Annotated in this window: 17 protein-coding genes; 8 read left to right on the top strand and 9 right to left on the bottom strand. The window is 70.8% G+C overall.

The window, feature by feature from the left end; all coding sequences use genetic code 11:
* The first annotated feature begins 302 nt into the window (after nucleotides 1–302).
* From ACZ4Z2_RS36790 to ACZ4Z2_RS36780, 3 genes are all read left to right on the top strand, one after another.
* Nucleotides 303–1,499 carry an LCP family protein gene (locus tag ACZ4Z2_RS36790; protein ID WP_468082081.1) on the top strand — a complete coding sequence of 399 codons (1,197 nt, stop codon included), beginning with the start codon at nucleotides 303–305 and terminating at the stop codon, nucleotides 1,497–1,499.
* Nucleotides 1,500–1,743: 244 nt separating this feature from the next.
* Nucleotides 1,744–3,492 carry an LCP family protein gene (locus ACZ4Z2_RS36785; protein ID WP_468082079.1) on the top strand — a complete coding sequence of 583 codons (1,749 nt, stop codon included), beginning with the start codon at nucleotides 1,744–1,746 and terminating at the stop codon, nucleotides 3,490–3,492.
* A 322-nt stretch (nucleotides 3,493–3,814) separates the two neighbouring features.
* Nucleotides 3,815–5,482, top strand: coding sequence for an LCP family protein (locus ACZ4Z2_RS36780; RefSeq protein WP_468082078.1), 1,668 nt, complete (start codon nucleotides 3,815–3,817; stop codon nucleotides 5,480–5,482).
* 67 nt (nucleotides 5,483–5,549) lie between these two features.
* On the opposite strand, the gene ACZ4Z2_RS36775 is transcribed toward ACZ4Z2_RS36780, so the two are convergent.
* Nucleotides 5,550–6,578 carry a glycosyltransferase family 2 protein gene (locus ACZ4Z2_RS36775; RefSeq protein ID WP_468082077.1) on the bottom strand — a complete coding sequence of 343 codons (1,029 nt, stop codon included), beginning with the start codon at nucleotides 6,576–6,578 and terminating at the stop codon, nucleotides 5,550–5,552.
* 135 nt (nucleotides 6,579–6,713) lie between these two features.
* On the opposite strand from ACZ4Z2_RS36775, the gene ACZ4Z2_RS36770 reads away from it, so the two are divergent.
* Nucleotides 6,714–8,153: an LCP family protein gene (locus ACZ4Z2_RS36770; RefSeq protein ID WP_468082076.1), complete on the top strand. Its 1,440-nt coding sequence runs from the start codon at nucleotides 6,714–6,716 to the stop codon at nucleotides 8,151–8,153.
* 46 nt (nucleotides 8,154–8,199) lie between these two features.
* Here the strand turns inward: ACZ4Z2_RS36770 and ACZ4Z2_RS36765 are convergent, their stop codons facing one another.
* Entirely contained in the window at nucleotides 8,200–8,748 is a 549-nt protein-coding gene (locus ACZ4Z2_RS36765) for an acyl-CoA thioesterase (RefSeq protein ID WP_355396283.1), read from the bottom strand.
* Nucleotides 8,749–8,867: 119 nt separating this feature from the next.
* Between ACZ4Z2_RS36765 and ACZ4Z2_RS36760 the strand changes: the two genes are divergently transcribed.
* Nucleotides 8,868–10,139 (top strand): LCP family protein, encoded by a 1,272-nt coding sequence (locus tag ACZ4Z2_RS36760; protein WP_468082075.1) that lies wholly within the window; start codon nucleotides 8,868–8,870, stop codon nucleotides 10,137–10,139.
* 94 nt (nucleotides 10,140–10,233) lie between these two features.
* Here the strand turns inward: ACZ4Z2_RS36760 and ACZ4Z2_RS36755 are convergent, their stop codons facing one another.
* Together ACZ4Z2_RS36755 and ACZ4Z2_RS36750 are read right to left on the bottom strand one after the other, a co-directional pair.
* Nucleotides 10,234–10,596: a four-helix bundle copper-binding protein gene (locus ACZ4Z2_RS36755; protein WP_107464875.1), complete on the bottom strand. Its 363-nt coding sequence runs from the start codon at nucleotides 10,594–10,596 to the stop codon at nucleotides 10,234–10,236.
* A 172-nt stretch (nucleotides 10,597–10,768) separates the two neighbouring features.
* Entirely contained in the window at nucleotides 10,769–11,926 is a 1,158-nt protein-coding gene (locus ACZ4Z2_RS36750) for an acyl-CoA dehydrogenase (RefSeq protein WP_468082073.1), read from the bottom strand.
* Between the two features lie 221 nt (nucleotides 11,927–12,147).
* Here ACZ4Z2_RS36750 and ACZ4Z2_RS36745 point away from each other — a divergent pair, with 221 nt between their 5' ends.
* Entirely contained in the window at nucleotides 12,148–13,491 is a 1,344-nt protein-coding gene (locus ACZ4Z2_RS36745; RefSeq protein WP_468082072.1) for a UDP-glucose dehydrogenase family protein, read from the top strand.
* A gap of 173 nt (nucleotides 13,492–13,664) precedes the next feature.
* On the opposite strand, the gene ACZ4Z2_RS36740 is transcribed toward ACZ4Z2_RS36745, so the two are convergent.
* Nucleotides 13,665–14,171 (bottom strand): CGNR zinc finger domain-containing protein, encoded by a 507-nt coding sequence (locus tag ACZ4Z2_RS36740; protein ID WP_468082071.1) that lies wholly within the window; start codon nucleotides 14,169–14,171, stop codon nucleotides 13,665–13,667.
* Nucleotides 14,172–14,279: 108 nt separating this feature from the next.
* On the opposite strand from ACZ4Z2_RS36740, the gene ACZ4Z2_RS36735 reads away from it, so the two are divergent.
* A complete protein-coding gene (locus ACZ4Z2_RS36735; protein WP_468082070.1) occupies nucleotides 14,280–14,642 on the top strand; it encodes a VOC family protein in 363 nt (120 codons plus the stop codon).
* Nucleotides 14,643–14,697: 55 nt separating this feature from the next.
* On the opposite strand, the gene ACZ4Z2_RS36730 is transcribed toward ACZ4Z2_RS36735, so the two are convergent.
* From ACZ4Z2_RS36730 to ACZ4Z2_RS36715, 4 genes are all read right to left on the bottom strand, one after another.
* Nucleotides 14,698–15,924: a dipeptidase gene (locus ACZ4Z2_RS36730; protein WP_468082069.1), complete on the bottom strand. Its 1,227-nt coding sequence runs from the start codon at nucleotides 15,922–15,924 to the stop codon at nucleotides 14,698–14,700.
* A 133-nt stretch (nucleotides 15,925–16,057) separates the two neighbouring features.
* Nucleotides 16,058–17,254, bottom strand: coding sequence for a dipeptidase (locus tag ACZ4Z2_RS36725; RefSeq protein WP_468082068.1), 1,197 nt, complete (start codon nucleotides 17,252–17,254; stop codon nucleotides 16,058–16,060).
* Nucleotides 17,255–17,353: 99 nt separating this feature from the next.
* Entirely contained in the window at nucleotides 17,354–17,878 is a 525-nt protein-coding gene (gene purE / locus ACZ4Z2_RS36720; protein WP_468082066.1) for a 5-(carboxyamino)imidazole ribonucleotide mutase, read from the bottom strand.
* Nucleotides 17,875–19,014: a 5-(carboxyamino)imidazole ribonucleotide synthase gene (locus tag ACZ4Z2_RS36715; protein WP_468082065.1), complete on the bottom strand. Its 1,140-nt coding sequence runs from the start codon at nucleotides 19,012–19,014 to the stop codon at nucleotides 17,875–17,877. Before ACZ4Z2_RS36715 ends, purE begins: the two co-directional genes overlap by 4 nt.
* 243 nt (nucleotides 19,015–19,257) lie before the next feature.
* On the opposite strand from ACZ4Z2_RS36715, the gene ACZ4Z2_RS36710 reads away from it, so the two are divergent.
* A complete protein-coding gene (locus ACZ4Z2_RS36710) occupies nucleotides 19,258–19,833 on the top strand; it encodes a GtrA family protein (RefSeq protein ID WP_468082063.1) in 576 nt (191 codons plus the stop codon).
* Nucleotides 19,834–19,949: the final 116 nt, after the last annotated feature.

Genomic DNA, 19,949 nt, shown 5'->3' with positions numbered 1-19,949 from the left:
GCCACGGCGATCTGGCACAACTGGACCACCGGAGCCACAGTCAAACGCTCGCTGATCGCGTACGACCACTGAAGACATCCGACTCATTCATCTAGGGGCCGGTCGTTTGGATCACGTCGGCTTCGGGGTGCGTGCCAAGCCCCGCGGCCCAGGCGTGATCCGAATGACGTGCCCTAGCCGGCCTCGGACCACCGGCCCGTCCCCCGTTCGGCCTACCCCCGGCCGCCCCCTCCCCCCTCCCGCGCCATCGTCGTAGGAGCGCAGCTCGCTCGTACCGCGTACGCCGTGAGGGGTGGCCCACAGTGAACGACGCCGGAGGCAGGACGGGGGCGCTCGGGCCCGGTGCGGGCGGTTCCGCCACCGGGGACGGGCTGCTGCGCCGTCGCCGACGACGGTGGCTGCGGTGGACCGCGGCGGGGGCCGCGACGATGCTGGTCGGGGGCCTGGCGGTCGGGTGGGCCGCCTACCGGAGGCTGGACGGGAACATCACGTCGGACACGACGGCGGCGGACGAGCTGGCCCGGTACGAGCGGGAGCGGCCGACCTCGCTGGTGCGGGGCGCGCAGAACATCCTGCTGATCGGGTCGGACTCCCGGTCGGGCAGCGAGAACGGCCGGTACGGGCGGGACTCGGGCACCCAGCGGTCGGACACGACCATCCTGCTGCACCTGGCGGCCGACCGGCGCAGCGCTACGGCGGTCTCCCTGCCGAGGGATCTGATGGTGGACGTACCGGGCTGCCGGAGGGCCGACGGCACCCGGACACAGCCGACGTTCGCGATGTTCAACTACGCCTTCCAGGCCGGGGGTTCGGCCTGCACCATCCGGACGGTCGAGAAGATGACCGACATCCGCGTCGACCACCACATCGTCGTGGACTTCAGCGGCTTCAAGGAGATGGTCGACGCCGTGGACGGGGTCGAGGTCTGCGTCGAGGCCCCCATCCGCGACAAGGCCGCCAAGCTGCGGCTGCCCGCGGGCAGGGTGAAGCTCAACGGCGAGCAGGCGCTCGGCTATGTGCGGGCCCGCAAGACGCTGGGCGACGGCAGTGACACCGAACGCATGGACCGCCAGCAGCGGTTCCTGGCGGCGCTCGCCGCGAAGGTGCGCAGCAACGGCGTCCTGCTCAACCCGGTCAAGCTCTACCCGGTGCTGGACGCGGCCACCTCCTCGCTCACCACCGACCCCGGTCTGGCGAGTCTGCGCGGCCTCTACGACCTCGTCCGCGGGCTGCGCAGCCTTCCCGTGGAAAGGGTGCAATTCCTGACCGTTCCCAGGAAGTCGTACGCCCACAACGCCAATCGTGACGAGCTCGTCGAGCCGGCGGCGCACAGGCTTTTCGCCCGGCTGCGTTCCGACGCCCCCGTGGCCGTAACCCGGGAACTGCCGGAAGGGGCGCCCGAAGGCCATACGGAAGAGCTTTCGGGTGGCTCTTCTCTCACCCCCGAACCGATGCCCACGTTCCGCGGCCGCACGGCCGCCGAAGAGGGCTGCGAGTGACCGGAGCGGGTCCCTGCAGGTAAAACGCACGTCAACACGAGGAACAAATGCTCTAGGAAATGGGCAGATTGCCCACTTGTAGGGACGTGCAATGTGTCACCGCCGTCGCTTGACGCCTGATCGTGCGGCTAGTGTGAGCGATCCGGTGTGACAGGCCTTCTGGGTCACGCACCACTGCAGCGAGACCCGAGCGTCTTTTGAGGGGGAAGACGCCGCGTGGCCCCGACGGAGGAATCAGACAACCGTGGACGCGCAAGGCCGTGGGCGGGCGGAAGACATCGATCCCGCAGACCAGTGGGTACTCAACCCGAACACCGGTGAATACGAACTGCGACTGGCCCCTTCCGCACCGCAGTCAGGCGTACCCAGGCCCCGCCGGGCCACGCCCGCGGCGGCGGGGGCCAGAGCGGCCGGCACCTCCACGCGCTCGGCGACGGCGGCGCCCGACACCCGTGAGATCCCCGAGGTGGTCCCGGGACCGCGGCGTCGCCGGGGCACACCCGAGGAGGAGCCGCTGCCGGGCCGTCGTGGCGGCCGGGGGAAGACGAAGCCCAAGAAGTCCAAGGGCAAGCGGATACTGGTGTGGACGGGCGGCACGCTGGCCTTCGTACTGGTCGGTGTGACTGCCGCGGGCTACCTGTACTACCAGCACCTGAACGACAACATCACCTCCATCTCCGACGACGGCGCCGGCACCGGCGGCTTCAGCAAGGACCGGGCGATCAACCTGCTGGTGATCGGCACGGACAAGCGCACCGGCAAGGGCAACGAGTCCTACGGCGACAAGGAGAGCGTCGGCCACGCCGACACCACGATCCTGCTGCACGTCTCCAAGGACCGGACCAACGCGACGGCGATGAGCATTCCGCGCGACATGATCGTGGACATCCCGGACTGCGAGACGACGCAGGAGGACGGCTCCAAGAAGATCATCGCCGGTTCCAGCAAGGTCCGGTTCAACACGAGCCTCGGACAGGACGGCCGCACCCCGAGCTGCACCATGCGGACCGTGACGGAGCTCACCGGGATCGTTCCCGACCACTTCATGGTCGCCGACTTCAACGCGGTGAAGACCCTGTCCACCGCCATCGGCGGTGTGAAGGTCTGCCTCGCGAAGCCCATCAACGACTCCAAGTCGAAGCTGAACCTGTCCAAGGGCGAGCACGTCATCCAGGGCGAGCAGGCGCTGGCGTTCCTGCGCACCCGCTACAGCGTGGGCCTGGGCAGCGACCTGAGCCGGATCCAGCTCCAGCAGCAGTTCCTCAGCTCGATGATCCGCCAGATGAAGTCCGAGGACACCCTCACCGACGCCAGCAAGGTGATCGACCTGGCGGAGGCGGCCACCAAGGCGCTGTCCGTGGACTCGACGATCGCCGACATCAAGAAGCTGGCCTCGCTCGGCCAGGAGGTCGGCAAGGTGAAGACGAAGAACATCACCTTCACCACGGTGCCGGTGATCGACAACACCGACGGCGCGACCGTGCTGCCCACGCCGGGCAAGGCGGAGGAGCTGTTCGAGACCATCCGCAACGACATCTCGCTCAGCGAGGTGAAGAAGAAGGCCAAGGAGAAGCAGGCCGCGAAGCTCAAGGGCAAGCGCGCCGACGCCTCCGAGGTCCGGGTCAACGTCTACAACGGCGGCGCCGAGGCCGGCAGCGCACAGGCCACTCTCAACTGGCTGCAGAACGATGTCGGCGTGACGAAGTCCAGCCAACTCGGCAACGCGGGCAAGACGTTGTCGAAGACGACCCTCGAGTACGACCCGGACCAGGCCGACCAGGCGCGCAAGCTGGCCGACCTCATGGGGCTGTCCGCGTCCGCGCTGAAGCCCGGCGAGGGCAACAGCGAGACCAACTCCCAGGGGCTGCCCGCGATGGTGCTGACCCTGGGCAAGGACTTCAAGGGCGCCGGGGTGAAGATCAGCGGTTCGTCGTCGGCGGCGGACCTGGACGTCGAGAAGAACACGGCGGACAAGGAAAAGTGCGCCAGCTGATGACCTGACGGGGTCTTCTCGCGTCTGACAGGACGCACGTGGGGTGATTCACCGGGCGGGCGCGAGGGTGCGCCCGGCCGGTCGGTTCCGGTTGTCATCCGGCGGCACCCGCCGCCGTACCGACCCGTGTCCGCGTCCAAGTCCGGTGTTCGACCGGGCGCACGGACGCGGTCCCGGTCGGACGCGTGAGTGACCGGTGTCATCCGGGCAGAAGGTGTGACGCGTTCAAGAGAGCATGCGTACATCCCAGTTGGGGTCTCGGAAGTCCAACAGGAGGCGGGGGCGGCCCCGTCGGCACAGCAGGGTGGGGAGGGGCAGGGAGATGGTACGGAGCGACGTGCGCGGGGACGGGGGGCGGCCGCGCGTCGAGGCACCCGGCGAGCGGGGCGATGGCCTCGGATCGCCGGACGGCTCGTCCGGCGACGACGGGAGCGCCAGAGTCCCGGAACAGCGCGGACGGGGCGGCGGCGCGACCGCCGGAGGGCGCAGGCGGGCCGGTACGGGCACGCCGCGCAGGCGCAGGCGGGCGCTGCGCTGGTCGGCGACCGTGCTGGCGGTGGTGATACTCGGCACCGCGGGCGCCGGTTACCTCTACTACCAGCACCTCAACCGCAACATCAAGAAGGAGGAGCTGAACCTCGGCGACACGAAGATCGCCGAGCCCACCCCCAACGCGGCGGGCCAGACCCCGCTGAACATCCTGCTCATCGGCTCCGACGCGCGGGACACCGAGGAGAACCAGAAGCTCGGCGGCGCCCGGGAGACCTTCGGCGGCACACCGCTCGCCGACGTGCAGATGCTGCTGCACCTGTCCGCCGACCGCAGCAACATGTCGGTCATCAGCATGCCCCGCGACACCCTGCTCGACATCCCCAAGTGCACCGACCCGGACGACGGCAAGGTGTACGGGGCGACCAGCCGGACGATGACCAACGAGTCCCTGGGCCGCGGCGGACCCGGTTGCACCGTCGCCACCTGGCAGGAGCTGACCGGCATCCACATCGACCACTTCATGATGGTCGACTTCGCCGGGGTGGTCTCGATGGCCGACGCCATCGGCGGCGTACCGGTCTGTGTCACCGACAACATCGAGTCCCGGGACAGTCAGGGTCACGGCTCCGGCCTGAAGCTGGAGAAGGGCACCACGTCCATCAAGGGCAAGCAGGCCCTGCAGTGGCTGCGCACCCGGTACGGCTTCGAGGACGGCAGCGACATCGCGCGCGCCAAGGCGCAGCACATGTACATGAACTCGATGGTCCGCGAGCTGCGCGAGAACGCCACGCTGACCAACCCGAACAAGCTGCGCCGGCTCGCGGAGGAGGCCACGACGGCCCTCACCGTCGACCCGGGCCTCGGTGACGTGGCGGCGCTCTACGACCTCAGCAAGGAACTGCGCAAGGTCGAGCCGGCCCGGATCACGATGACGACGATGCCGTTCACCTATGTCGGCGCGCGCGTGGTGCCCAAGGAGGGCGACGCGGAGAAGCTGTTCCGGCTGGTGCGCGAGGACATCGCCCTCGACGGCAAGGACGCGAAGAAGGCGACCACCGAGGACCTGACCTCCGACGACCCGGCGGCGGCGGACGACGAGATCGGCGTGCTGGTGCAGAACGGCACCCTGACGTCCACGCTCGGTGCGGCCCCCGGCCGGGCCCACACCGTCTCCCAGCTCCTCGTCGACGAGGGGTTCACCAAGACCACGGCCGACACGACCACCGCCACCACCGAGGACAAGACGGTCGTGCGCTACCCGAGCGCCGAGCTGGAGGGCGACGCCCAGGCGGTCGCCAAGGCGCTCGGCATCCCGCTCGGCCAGGTGGAGAAGTCGACGAACGTCAGCGGCGTCACGCTCGTCGTCGGCGCCGACTGGCGCGAGGGCGACGCGTACAAGGCCGAGAAGAAGGACGACAGGACCCCGAAGTCGGCGGACGCGATGAACGGCGCGGACGACAAGGCATGCATGAAGGTGAACCCGAACTTCACCTGGTAGTGCCCGGACGAGCGTGGGGCCCCTCCCGGATGCCGGGAGGGGCCCCACGCTCGTGCGCTGACCCGGTTCAGCTCTCGGTGAGCACCGCCGGGCGGCGGGACGCGATGACCTTCTTCGCCAGCGACTTCGGGCTGGTCAGGAAACCGAAGCCCCACGACATGTGCATCGTGGCGAGGGCCACGGGGATCTGGAGCCGGGCCTTCAGCGGCAGGCCCCTGCCCGCCGGGACCGAGCCCGCGACGATCGCCGCGAGATAACCGCCGGGGACGACGAACCCGAGCGGCGTGAGCAGCGCCCCCACCAGCAGACCGGCGGCTATCGCGCACACGGCGGTCGGCGGGGCGAGGTAGCGCAGGTTGATGGAGCCCTGGTGGTAGCGGGCGACGACATGGCGCCAGCGACCGTAGTCCTTGTACTGCTTGGCCAGCGCCTTCACGCTGGGCCGGGGCCGGTAGGACACCTTCAGCTCCGGCGAGAACCAGATGAGGCCGCCGGCCTCCCTGATCCGGAAGTTCAGCTCCCAGTCCTGGGCGCGGATGAACTCCACGTTGTAGCCGCCCTGCCGCTCCAGCGCCTCGCGGCGGAACACGCCCAGGTACACCGTCTCGGCCGGACCGGCCTGCCCGCCCGTGTGGAAGGCGGCGTTGCCCACGCCGATCTTCGAGGTCATGGCGGCGGCGACGGCGCGCTCCCAGTCGTTCTCGCCCTCGGCGTGCATGATGCCGCCGACGTTCTGCGCGCCGGTCTCCTCCAGGAGCCGCACGGCGGTGGCGATGTAGTTCGGCGAGAGCATGCCGTGGCCGTCGACGCGGACCACGATCGGATGGCGGGACGCCTTGATCGCGGCGTTCAGCGCGGCGGGCGTACGACCGGTGGGGTTCGGCACGGTGTGCACACGCGGGTCTTCGGCCACGAGCCGGGCCGCGATCTCGTCCGTACGGTCCGTGGACGGACCGAGGGCGATCACGACCTCCATCTCGCCGGCGTACTCCTGCGCGAGGATCGCTTGGACGGCCCCGCGCAGATGCCGCTCCTCATTGAGGACGGGCATGATCACAGACACGGCGGGGAGCCGCACGTCGGGCTTGGCGTTCATAGGGGGCTCACGTTACCGCGAACGGGGGACTGCGACGCGCGCCGCCCGGTCGCCGGTGCGGGCCGCGCGGCCACTGCGCCTACGGTGCTCAGCGTTCCCGCCTCTCCCCCGACCGGTCACGCGGAGGTGTCCCCCATGCCCACACCGCCCCGCCGCCCCGCACGGCCGCAGCAGCCCAGGCCCCCGGTACGCCCCAGGAAACGGAGCTGGGCCCTGCGGGCGGCGACCACGCTGTCGGTGGTGGTACTGGCCGCCGCGGGCATCGGGCACGCGGTCGTCACCAGCCTCGACGACAGGATCTCCCGCGTCGACCCCTTCAAGGACATGAAGAACCGCCCCGAGGCGGGCCACGGCATGAACGTCCTGCTGGTCGGCACCGACGGCCGCGACCGCATCACCGAGGAGCAGCGGCGCGCCTACCGCCTCGGCGGCGCCCCCTGCCACTGCACGGACACCATGATGATCGTCCACATCTCGGCGGACCGGGAGCGGGCCAGCGTCGTGAGCCTGCCGCGCGACTCCTACGCCGAGGCGCCGGCGCACACCGACCGCAGCACCGGGAAGACCCGCCCCGCCCATCCGATCAAGCTGAACGCCGCGTACGCGGAGGGCGGCCCCCAGCTCACGGTCCGCACGGTCGAGCACATGACCAAGGTGAAGATCGACCACTATGTCGAGGTCGACTTCACCAGCTTCATGCGGACCGTCGACGTCCTCGGCGGCGTGAGGATCTGCACCGCCCACCCCCTCAAGGACTCCTACACCGGTCTCGACCTGCCCGCGGGCTCCCACGACCTCGACGGCGGCCAGGCCCTGCAGTACGTCCGCTCCCGGCACGCCGACGGCTCCTCCGACCTGGGCCGCATGAAACGCCAGCAACGCTTCATGGCCGCGCTCATGGCGCAGGCCACGTCCTCCGGGGTGCTCCTCAACCCGATCAGGTTCCGTGACGTCACCCGGGCCGTCCTCGGCTCGGTACGCGCCGACAAGGAGTTCGGCACCGGCGAGCTGCTCGACCTGGGCCGCGCCATGCGCGACCTCACACCGGCCTCCTCCGAGTTCACCACCGTCCCCATCGGCCGCATGGGCCATGTCGTCGAAGGGCTCGGCTCGACCCTGAAGTGGGACACCGCCAAGTCGCGCCGCCTCTTCAAGGCCCTCCGCGACGACCGCCCGCTCGCTCCCTACCGGACCCGCGGCAAGCGCGCCCTGGTCGAGGTGGCCCCGCAGCAGATCCGCGTCCAGGTCGAGAACGGCACGACCCGCGCCGGCCTCGGACGCGAGGTCGACCGCCAGCTGGCCGCCACCGGTTTCCGCACCACCCGCACTCCCGTGAACGCCCGGCGCACCGACGTCCGCCGGACGATCGTCCTCCACGACCCGCGCTGGGACCGCTCGGCGCAGTCCCTGGCGACGGCTCTGCCGGGCGCGGAGCTGCGGGAGGCCCCGGGGCAGGGCCCCGTCCTGAGGGTGATCGCCGGGGCGGACTTCAAGAAGGTGCGCAAGGTACGGGCCGAGGACCCCGACCAGGGGGAGTTCGGAGTGGTGACGGGCGACGAGGTGACCTGCCCCTGAAGGGCACGAGCGGTGCTCGGCGCCGGGGGGCGGCCCGGAGGGCGGTTCAGTCGCCCAGGCCGTCCGCGATCCTCTTCTCGCGCAGCTCCAGGATCGCCTTCCGGCGGGCCAGCCGGTGCGTCCGGCGGATCTGCGCCTCCTGGTAGCGCCGCCGGTCCCGCTCCGTCTCCGGCAGCACCGGCGGCACCCGGCGCGGCTTGCCGTCGGCGTCGACCGCCGCGAACACCAGGTACGCCGACCCCACCTGCTGCGGCGGCGTCGACTCGTTCCACCGCTCCGCCAGCACCCGGACCCCGATCTCCATCGAGGTCCGCCCCGTCCAGTTCACCTGGGCCTTCACATGGACCAGGTCGCCCACGCGGACGGGCTCCAGGAACGCCATCTCGTCCATGGAGGCGGTGACGGCGGGCCCGCCGGAGTGCCGCCCGGCCACCGCGCCCGCCGCGTCGTCGACCAGCTTCATGATGACGCCGCCGTGCACCGTCCCCAGGAGGTTGGTGTCGTTGTGGGTCATGATGTGGCTCAGGGTGGTCCGGGACGCCGAGGTCGGCTTGCCCGGTATATCGGATTCCGCTGCGGGGGCCTGCTCTGTCATGGCGTCCACCTTATGCGTGACCTCGGAAGGTCCGCTTTGCATCAGCTTGGCAACAGCCCCGCTGCGAAATCCCGGCGACCCTTGTACGGCCCGCGGGGGAGCCCTGCACACTGGGGCGCATGAACGATTGGCCCGAGGGATGGTCCGACAGCAACCGCGGCGGCGGGTACGGACAGGGAAGCGCAGGCGCACACCCCGACGGGGCGCGCGTGGCGCGCCAGGTCCGCCGCGGTCCGTCGGCACCCCCTCAGGGCGGTGTGCCGCAGCAGCCGGCGTACGGCGACGCCTACGACAGCTACAGCGCCGGCTCCGAGCCGTACGACAGCGGCTACAACACCGGCCAGGTGTACGGCGGCGGCGGTCCTGGCGGCCCCGGCGGGTACGACGGCCGGGGTGAGCGCCCCGCGCCGAACTGGCGGCGCCGGATCAAGTGGACGGCGATCGTCGTCACCGTCGTCGTGCTGGGCACGTCGATCGGCACGTACTTCTGGGCCGACTCCAAGCTGAACCGCGAGGTCGACCTGTCGAAGGTCATCGACCGGCCGGAGGAGGGCGAGGGCACCAACTACCTGATCGTCGGTTCCGACAGCCGCGAGGGCCTGTCCGACGCACAGAAGAAGGAACTGCACACCGGGTCCGCCAACGGCAAGCGCACCGACTCGATGATGATCCTGCACACCGGGTCCAACGGTCCGACGCTGATCTCGCTGCCCCGCGACTCGAACGTGGAGATCCCCACGTTCGTCGGCTCCGAGTCCGGCAAGACGTACAAGGGCACCGGCCGCCAGGTGAAGCTGAACGCCGCGTACGCCGAGGACGGGCCGGAACTGCTGGTGCGGACCGTCGAGGCCAACACGGGACTGCGCATCGACCACTATGTGGAGATCGGCTTCGCCGGCTTCGCGAACATCGTCGACGCGGTCGGCGGCGTGGAGATCGACATCCCCAAGGGCGGTCTGAAGGACACCAAGTCGGGCGCGAACTTCGAGGCGGGCAAGCAGACGCTGAACGGCGAGCAGTCCCTCGCCTTCGTCCGCACCCGCTACGCCCTCGCGGGCAGCGACCTCGACCGCACGAAGAACCAGCAGAAGTTCCTCGCGGCCCTCGCCGGCCAGACGGCGACGCCGAGCACGGTCCTGAACCCCTTCAAGCTGTACCCGACGATGAGCGCCGGTCTCGACACGCTGATCGTCGACAAGGACATGGGCCTGTTCGACCTGGCCGACATGTTCTGGGCGATGAAGGGCGTCACGGGCGGCGACGGCAAGTCGATGAACATGCCGATCTCGGGCAACGCCGGCAACGGCAACCTCCAGTGGGACACCGCGAAGGTGAAGAAGCTGGTGGAGGAGCTGAAGAACGACGAGACGGTGACGGTCTCGGGCAACTGACCGCCGCGCCGACGCGTGACGGCACTGCACGACGCAGCCGAGGGGCATCCCGTACGGGGTGCCCCTCGGCCGTGCGGGTGGGACCGCGCTCGGCTCAGGCCGTCGCGCCCGACATCGCCCGGCACATCTCGGAGCAGCGGCGACACGCCTCGGCACAGCGCATCATCTGGGGATCGTCCGGCATGGACATACACGCCTCGGCGCACATGTCACAGGCGCGGGCGCACATCGCGCACATCTCGGCGCTCATCGGGGAGCGGCGCATCATCATGTCCGCGCACATGCGGGTCATCTCGGCGCAGTCCATCAGCGCGCGCATGATCTGCATCTGGGCCTGACCGCCGGCCTGCATGCAGGAGCTCATGGTCTCCTCGCACACGGTGTGGCACGTCATGCACGCGTTGACGCAGTCCTGCATCTCCTTGCTCATCGCGGTCATGGTTCCGGTCTCCTGCATGGCTCCTCCAGGGTGGGAGCGGGGGTCCGGGGCGGACCCCGTGCTCTTCCGTCCTACGCCTCCCCGCCGCCACCCGCCATGGGACGGAGGCGAACATTCCGCACCATCGACCCCACAAGTCAACGGCCCCCGGCGGGGTGCCGGGGGCCGTTCACAGGTTGCGCCGAAGGGGTTACGGCAGGTTGCGGGCCATGACGATGCGCTGGACCTGGTTCGTGCCTTCGTATATCTGCGTGATCTTGGCGTCGCGCATCATGCGCTCCACCGGGTAGTCGCGGGTGTAGCCGTAGCCGCCGAGGAGCTGGACGGCGTCGGTGGTGACCTCCATGGCGACGTCGGAGGCGAAGCACTTGGCGGCGGCGCCCTGGAAGGTGAGGTCGCTGTCGCCGCGCTCGGAGGCGGCGGCGGCCTGGTAGGTCAGGGCGCGGGCGGCGGCGATCTTCATGGCCATGTCGGCGAGCATGAACTGGATGCCCTGGAAGTCGGCGATGGGCTTGCCGAACTGCTTGCGCTCCCGGACGTAGCCCTTGGCGTAGTCGAGGGCGCCCTGGGCGACGCCGAGGGCCTGGGCGGCGATGGTGATGCGGGTGTGGTCCAGCGTCTTCATCGCCGTGGCGAAGCCGGTGCCCTCCTCGCCGATCATGCGGTCGGCCGGGATGCGGACGTTGTCGAGGTAGACCTCGCGGGTCGGGGAGCCCTTGATGCCGAGCTTCTTCTCCGGGGCGCCGAAGGAGACGCCCTCGTCGGACTTCTCCACGACGAACGCGGAGATGCCCTTGGAGCGCTTGGCCGGGTCGGTGACGGCCATCACCGTGTAGTACTCGGACTCGCCGGCGTTGGTGATCCAGCGCTTCACGCCGTTGAGGATCCAGTGGTCGCCGTCGCGGACCGCCTTGGTCTTCATACCGGCGGCGTCGGAGCCGGCGTCGGGCTCGGACAGGCAGTACGAGAACATCGCGTCGCCCTTGGCGAGCGGGCCCAGGTACTTCTTCTTCAGCTCCTCGGAGCCGGAGAGGATCACCGGGAGCGAGCCCAGCTTGTTGACGGCCGGGATGAGGGAGGAGGAGACGCAGACGCGGGCCACCTCCTCGATCACGATGACCGTGGCGAGCGCGTCGGCGCCGGCGCCGCCGTACTCCTCGGGCACGTGCACGGCGTGCAGGTCGTTGGCGACGAGCGCGTCGAGCGCCTCGCGGGGGAAGCGGGCCTCCTCGTCGACCGCGGCGGCGTGGGGCGCGATCTTCGCCTCGGCGAGGGAACGGATCGCGTCGCGGAGCATGTCGTGCTCCTCGGACGGGCGGTACAGGTCGAAATCAGCCGATCCGGCCAAGGTCTCTCACGCTCCCGATGCTAACTACCGTTAAGTAACTCAAATTTTAAAGGGCCTGCCCACGCGAGAGATACGTGAGCTTGGCGACAGGTCCGGCGGCGGGTGCGGCGCCAGGGGGAATCTGCCCGGTGAGGGGCCCGTACACGCCCCGACTATGCTCAGTCAGCGCAGTTGCCGCGCACGTCGCGGCGGACCCTCGGCCGTACATCCCAGGAGCATCCATGGCCCTCAAGATCACCGTGATCGGCACCGGCTATCTCGGCGCCACCCACGCCGCGGCCATGGCCGAGCTGGGATTCGAGGTGCTCGGGCTCGATGTCGTCGAAGAGAAGATCGAGATGCTGCGCCGGGGTGAGGTCCCGATGTACGAGCCGGGCCTGGAGGAACTGCTGCGCAGGCATGTCGCCGGGATCGAGGGCTCCACCGGGCGGCTGCGCTTCACGACCGACTACGCCGAGGTCGCGGCCTTCGGCGATGTCCACTTCGTCTGTGTGAACACCCCGCAGCGGCACGGCGAGTACGCCTGCGACATGTCGTACGTCGACGCAGCCTTCGCCTCGCTCGCCCCGCATCTGACGGGCCCGGCCCTGGTCGTGGGCAAGTCGACCGTGCCCGTGGGCTCCGCCGACCGGCTGGCCGCCTATCTCGCCGAGCACGCGCCCGCGGGCGCGGACGCCGAGCTGGCCTGGAACCCGGAGTTCCTGCGTGAGGGCTTCGCGGTGAACGACACGCTGCACCCGGACCGGATCGTGGTGGGCGTGCGCAGCGAGAAGGCGGAGAAGCTGCTGCGCGAGGTGTACGCCACGCCGCTCGCGGAGGGCTCCCCGTTCGTGGTCACGGACTTCCCGACCGCCGAGCTGGTGAAGACGTCCGCGAACTCCTTCCTCGCGACGAAGATCTCCTTCATCAACGCCATGGCCGAGGTGTGCGAGGCCGCCGGGGGCGATGTCGCCAAGCTGGCGGAGGCCATCGGGCACGACGACCGGATCGGGCGGAAGTTCCTGCGCTCCGGTATCGGGTTCGGCGGCGGGTGTCTGCCGAAGGACATCCGGGCGTTCATGGCGCGGGCGGGCGAGCTGGGCGCCGACCAGGCGCTGACGTTCCTGCGGGAGATCGACTCGATCAACATGCGGCAGCGCGGCCGGATGGTCGAGCTGGCCCGGCAGGCGCTGGGCGGTGGCCCCTTCCTGGGCAGGCGGGTCGGCGTGCTGGGCGCGACCTTCAAGCCGGACTCCGACGACGTCCGGGACTCCCCCGCGCTCAACGTGGCCGGGCAGATCCACCTCCAGGGCGGCCAGGTCACGGTGTTCGACCCGAAGGGCATGGACAACGCGCGTCGGCTGTTCCCGACGCTCGCGTACGCCGACTCGGCGCTGGAGGCCGTGCGGGGCGCCGACATCGTGCTGCACCTGACGGAGTGGCGCGAGTTCCGGGAGCTGGACCCGGAGGCGCTGGGCGAGGTCGCGTCCCGCCGCCTGGTCCTGGACGGACGCAACGCGCTGGACCCGGAGCTGTGGCGCCGGGCCGGCTGGACCTACCGCGCGATGGGCCGGCCGACGGCCTGACGGGCGCCGGCCCGCGTTCCGTGCGGGCCGCCCGGTGACGGGCGACGCCGTTCCGGCCGAGGCTCAGTCGGCCGGAACGGCGTCTGCGCTCATTCTCCACCGTTCCGGTCCCCCGTGGGTGCGAAGCGCTTACTTCGCCGGTGACTCATGGGGTGATGTACGGCTCACAGGGCTCACTTGGCGCGGTAGCGGCGCATCTTCGCACGGGCTCCGCACACTTGCATCGAGCACCAGCGGCCCCGTCCGGCGGGGCTGCGGTCGTAGTACGCCCAGTGGCAGTCGGCGGCCTCGCACGCCTTGAGGCGCTGCCAGGTGCCCGCCGTGAGGGCCTCGGCGACGGCCGCGGCCACCCGGGCCAGGAGCGGCGCCGGCTCGGAGGCGGGGCGCAGGGTCGCCGAGCCGTCCTCGGCACGGACGGCGACGACGAGCGGTGCCCCGGCGAGCAGGTCGCCGAGCGGGGTCACCGCGCGGTGCGGGGGGTGCCCCGCGTGCGCGAGGCAGACGGCCCGCAGGGACTCACGCAGTTCCCGTACGTCCGCGAGGTCCTCGGACGGTGTCAGGGCGAGACGCGCCCGGCCCTCCGGGGTGTCGAGGGCGTCGGCACCCGACTCCAGGTCCAGCGTGTTCACCAGGCTCTCGACGAGGGCCAGGCCGCCGGGGGCGGGCGCTCTCTCACTCATGCTTGCGACGTTACCGCCCATGGGGAAGCATGCAGTAACCGTTACTGGTTACCCGCCTCTACAGGTAACCGGATCCGGTGACCGGACACAGAGCGAAGGAGAACGGTCATGGCCATCGCCAAGCTGGATGTCGTCGTCCTGGACTGTCCCGACCCGGCAGCGCTCGCCGGGTTCTACGCCGAGCTGGTCGGCGGGGAGGTCTCCGGCGAGGGCGACTGGGTGGATCTGAGGGTGCCGGACGCGGGCGTGAAACTGGCGTTCCAGCAGGCTCCGGGCTTCGAGCCGCCGGAGTGGCCCTCGCCGTCGCGTTCCCAGCAGTTCCACCTCGACGTGAACGTGGCGGACCTGGACGCGGCGGAGAAGGAGGTGCTGGCGCTCGGGGCGAAGCCGCTGGACGTGGCGGACCGGGAGCGGGGCTTCCGGGTGTACGCCGACCCGGCGGGGCATCCGTTCTGCCTGTGCCGGGCCTGAGTCCGGCCGGCGAGGGCCCGGCCCGGGACCGCCCGGACGGGCCCTCGCCTCCGTGTCAGCCGTCCAGGTCGGCGATCCTCGCCGTCGAGGGCCCGCGGCGGTCCCGGGCCGCACGCGCCGTGAAGTCGGCGCTGCGCAGGACCCGTTGGACGTTGCCCCAGGTGAGCAGGGCGAGGTCGGCGGGGGACCAGCCGCGCTGGAGGAGCTCGGCGACGAGGTGGGGGTAGCAGGAGGCGTCGGTGAGGTCCTCGGGGTGGGCGGCGCCGGAGTCGTAGGTGCCGGAGAGGCCGACGCACTCGGGGCCGGCGATCGAGCGGACATGGTCGAGGTGGTCGGCGACGTCGCGCACGGAGGGGCCGGTCTGCTCGGCGGTGAGCGGCACCATGCACAGGCCGTGGGCCTCGCCGAGCGCGGCCAGCAGGTCGTCGGGAAGGTTCGCGGGGTGGGGGCGCAGGGCGTGGGCCGCCGAGCGGGTGAACAGGACCGGGGCGCGGGAGACCACGAGGGTCCGGCGGATCGTCTGCTCGGAGGCGCCGGAGAGGTCGGCGAGGACGCCCACCCGGTTCATCTCGCGGACCACCTCCTCGCCGAACCTGCTGAGCCCGGACTCGCTCGCCCAGGAGACGCCGACGAGGGTGAGGGCCCTCACGCCGAGCGCCTGCAGGGCGCGCAGGACGCCGAGGGAGTCGCCGAGGGCGGAGGCGCCGGCGGGGCCGAGCAGGATGGCGACACGGCCGAGGTTGTGGGCGTCGGTGATCTCCCCCGCCGTGCGGACGAGCCGCAGGCCCTCGGGGTGGGCGTGGACCACCGTCTGGGCCAGGTCCAGTTGGTCGAGGGTCGCACAGACGGCCCGGTCGCCCGTGAGCGGCTCGGCGAGGTGCAGGGACCAGAACAGGGCGCCGATGTGCCCCTTGCGCATGCGGGGCACATCCGTGTCCACGGCGTGCTCGCCCAGCTCCAGGTCGTACCAGGGGAGATGGCGCAGCGCCTGGGGCAGCCCGCTGTAACCGTCGGCCACGGGATGGTCGGCGAGGAAGGCGTGCGCCTCCTCCAGCCCGTCCGGCTCCGCGAGCGCCTCGGGGTCCTCGAGCCGCTCGGGGGTCCTCGCCCCCTCCGCTGGGGGCGTGTCGTGCCCGGTCGTGCCGTCCGGCGGGGCCGCCGGTTCCGCCGGAGTCGGTTCCGCCGGACGAAACAGGTGGCTCGGCTTCGGCTTCCCCTTCGTGGGGGCGTCGAGCCGTCCCGCCTCCGCTGTCGCTTGCAGTTCGTCCTGCAGGTCTGCCATGGCGGACCTCCGTAGCCGGTCGGTGAACGCAGTTACCGTCACCGTGCCACGGGGGCCGCCCGGATTCCTGGTGGGTGCGGCGTTCGGGGGTACGGCCGCCCCGCCGGGCGGGGGCCGTACCGCCGGCCGGGTGTCACCCGTCCAGCTGCTCCAGGGTCGCGTTCGATGGGCCCGTACGGGACTTCAGGTCGCGGGCGACGTCCTCGGCGGCGCCCAGGACGCGTACCGCGTTCTGCCAGGTGAGCTTGGCGAGGTCGGTCCGGGACCAGCCGCGGTCGAGGAGTTCGGCGATCAGGTTCGGATAGCCGGAGACGTCGTTCAGGCCGTCGGGGGTGAAGGCTGTGCCGTCGTAGTCGCCGCCGATGCCGAGGTGGTCGATGCCGGCGACCTCGCGCATGTGGTCGAGGTGGTCCGCGACGGTGGCGACCGTGGCGACGGGGCGCGGGTTGCGCTCCTCGAACTCGCGGTGGACGCGCATGGCCTCGGGGGTGGTGTCGAGGTGGTGGAGGCCGTGGGCGCGCATGTTCTCGTCGGCGGCGACGGTCCAGTCGACGGCGGCCTGGAGGACGAACTTCGGCACGAAGGTCACCATCGCCACTCCCCCGTTGGCGGGGAGGCGTTCGAGGACGTCGTCCGGGATGTTGCGAGGGTGGTCGCAGACGGCCCGGGAGGAGGAGTGGGAGAAGATCACCGGGGCGGCCGAGGCGTCCAGGGCGTCCCGCATGGTGGTCGCGGCCACATGCGAGAGGTCGACGAGCATGCCCTCGCGGTTCATCTCCCGGACGACGGCGCGGCCGAAGGCGGACAGGCCGCCGACCGCCGGTTCGTCGGTGGCGGAGTCCGCCCAGGCGATGTTGTCGTTGTGGGTCAGCGTCATGTAGCGGACGCCGAGCGCGTACAACGCGCGTAGCGTCGCGAGGGAGTTGTCGATGGAGTGACCGCCCTCGGCTCCCATCAGGGAGGCGATGCGGCCCTCGGCACGGGCCGCCTCCATGTCGGCGGCGGTCAGCGCGGACCGCAGCCGCTGCGGATAACGGTCGATCAACTGCCGTACGCAGTCGATCTGTTCGAGGGTGGCGGGGACGGCGCCCGGCAGGAACGCGGCGTCCGAGGGCACGTACACCGACCAGAACTGGGCCCCGACGCCGCCGGCGTGCAGCCGGGCGAGGTCGGTGTGCAGATAGGCGCTCTGGTCGCTGGCGATGTCGCGGGCGCCCAGGTCGTAGCGGACCTGTTCGCGCAGCGCCCACGGCAGGTCGTTGTGCCCGTCGGCGACCGGGAACTCGCGCAGCAGCTCCCGGGCCTCCTCCAGCGAAGTCGTCCCCGTCATCCCGGTCACTTCCTCTTCCCCCGTCGTCCCCGTCACTTGCCGTGTTCCCCCGTCCTCCCGGTCGCCCGGGTCGTCGCGGCTTCCGTGGTCAGTGGTGCGTCACTTGCCGAAGCCGAAGCCGCCGCCCGCCCCCTCGACCTTGGTGCGCAGGCGCTTGCCCTTCTCGGTGGCCTGGTCGTTCAGCTCCTGCTGGAACTCCCGCATGCGGCCGAGGAGTTCCTCGTCCTGGGTGGCGAGGATGCGGGCGGCGAGGAGTCCGGCGTTGCGCGCCCCGGCCACGGACACGGTCGCGACGGGCACCCCGGCCGGCATCTGCACGATCGACAGCAGCGAGTCCATGCCGTCGAGGTACTTCAGCGGTACGGGGACGCCGATGACCGGCAGCGGGGTCACGGAGGCGAGCATGCCGGGCAGATGGGCGGCGCCGCCGGCCCCGGCGATGATCACCTTGAGGCCCCGGTCCGCGGCCTCCTCGCCGTAGGCGACCATCTCGCGCGGCATGCGGTGCGCGGAGACCACGTCGACCTCGTAGTCGATCTCGAACTCGTCGAGGGCCTGCGCGGCGGCCTCCATGACGGGCCAGTCGGAGTCCGACCCCATGACAATGCCTACGACCGGGCTCATTCGGTGATCGTGCCTCTCAGGTATCCGGCGGCGTGACGGGCGCGCTCCAGCACGTCGTCGAGGTCGTCGCCGTAGGTGTTCACGTGACCGACCTTGCGGCCGGGCTTCACGTCCTTGCCGTACATGTGGATCTTGAGCTGGGGGTCGCGGGCCATGCAGTGCAGATACGCCGAGTACATGTCCGGGTAGTCGCCGCCGAGGACGTTGACCATGACGGTCCAGCGCGCGCGGGGGCGCGGGTCGCCGAGCGGGAGGTCGAGGACGGCCCGTACGTGGTTGGCGAACTGCGAGGTGACGGCGCCGTCCTGGCTCCAGTGGCCGGAGTTGTGGGGGCGCATGGCCAGCTCGTTGACCAGGATGCGGCCGTCGCGGGTCTGGAACAGCTCGACGGCGAGGTGGCCGACGACGTCCAGTTCCTTGGCGATGCGCAGGGCCATCTCCTCCGCCTGGAGGGCGAGGGCATGGTCGAGGTCGGGCGCCGGGGCGATCACGGTGTCGCAGACCCCGTCGACCTGCCGGGACTCGACGACCGGGTAGGCGACGGCCTGGCCGTGCGGGGACCGTACGACGTTGGCGGCGAGTTCCCGTACGAAGTCGACCTTCTCCTCGGCGAGGACCGGCACTCCGGCGCGGAACGGCTCGGCGGCGTCCTCGACGGAGCGGACCACCCACACGCCCTTGCCGTCGTAGCCGCCGCGGACGGTCTTGAGGATGACCGGAAAACCATCACCCTCGGCCGCGAAGGCCGCCACGTCCGCCGGATCGGCGACGATGCGGTGCCTCGGGCAGGGCACGCCGATCGCGTCGAGCCTCGCCCGCATCACGCCCTTGTCCTGGGCGTGTACGAGGGCGTCCGGGCCCGGGCGCACGGGGATGCCGTCCGCCTCCAGCGCCCGGAGGTGCTCGGTGGGTACGTGTTCGTGATCGAAGGTGATCACGTCGCAGCCCTGCGCGAACGCGCGCAGCGTCTCCAGATCGCGGTAGTCGCCGACGACGACATCACCGACGACCTGGGCCGCGGAGTCCTGAGGAGTGTCACTGAGGAGCTTGAACCTGATGCCGAGCGGGATGCCAGCCTCGTGCGTCATACGAGCGAGCTGACCGCCGCCGACCATGCCGACTACCGGGAACGTCACACCCCCAGAGTATCGGCCATGGAATCGGCCACCGTCCGGTGTCCGGTTTCCGCCCCCTTCCCCGGCCCGTGCCGTGCCTGTGAGGTGCTGCACAGGCGATGGCCAGGGCCGCTGGTTAGCATGGCGGAACCAGTTGATTTCGATCGAAGATCAACTGATTTCGGACCGACGGCACCGACCTGGTACCGGCCTGGTACCGACCGAGGTACGAACAGACCACCGAGCGACGGGGGCCGGCAGACGATGGGAAGTACCACCTCGGGGCCTCACACGAAGCCCCGCGGCGCCCTGCGCCGACGGATCGACCTCCTCGTCCGTGAGGTCGCGAAGTTCGGCGCGGTGGGCGGCGCCGGGCTGCTGGTGAACCTCGCCGTGTTCAACCTCGTCCGGCACACCACCGACCTCCAGGTCGTCCGGGCCAGCGTGATCGCCACGGTCGTGGCCATCGCCTTCAACTACGTGGGGTTCCGCTACTTCACCTACCGCGACCGGGACAAGAGCGGCCGGACGAAGGAGCTGAGCCTCTTCCTGCTGTTCAGCGTGGTGGGCCTGGTCATCGAGAACGGCGTCCTCTACACGGCGACCTACGGTTTCGGCTGGGACAGCCCCTTGCAGAGCAACATCTTCAAGTTCCTCGGCATCGGCGTCGCGACCCTCTTCCGCTTCTGGTCGTACCGCACCTGGGTGTTCCGCGCCCTGCCCGCCCGGGAGGCGGTGGCGAGCGCGGAGTCCTTCCTGGAGGCGGGCGCCGCGCACCCGCCCGCCCTGACCGGCGGGGGCCCGGCCAAGCGCCCGGAGGGCCGCCGTCAGGGTCCGTGACGGTCGCCCGCTAGGCCCTGCCGTCACATTCCCGCCGTCGCCCGGAGGGCGGCCCCGCGGCGTCAGGTGCGTGCTCTCGGCGTGCCGGGCCCTGACCCGTGTACTGGACGTACTCG

The sequence above is a fragment of the Streptomyces sp. NPDC030183 genome (assembly GCF_055573455.1).
This window is presented reverse-complemented; position numbering and strand designations above follow the sequence as displayed.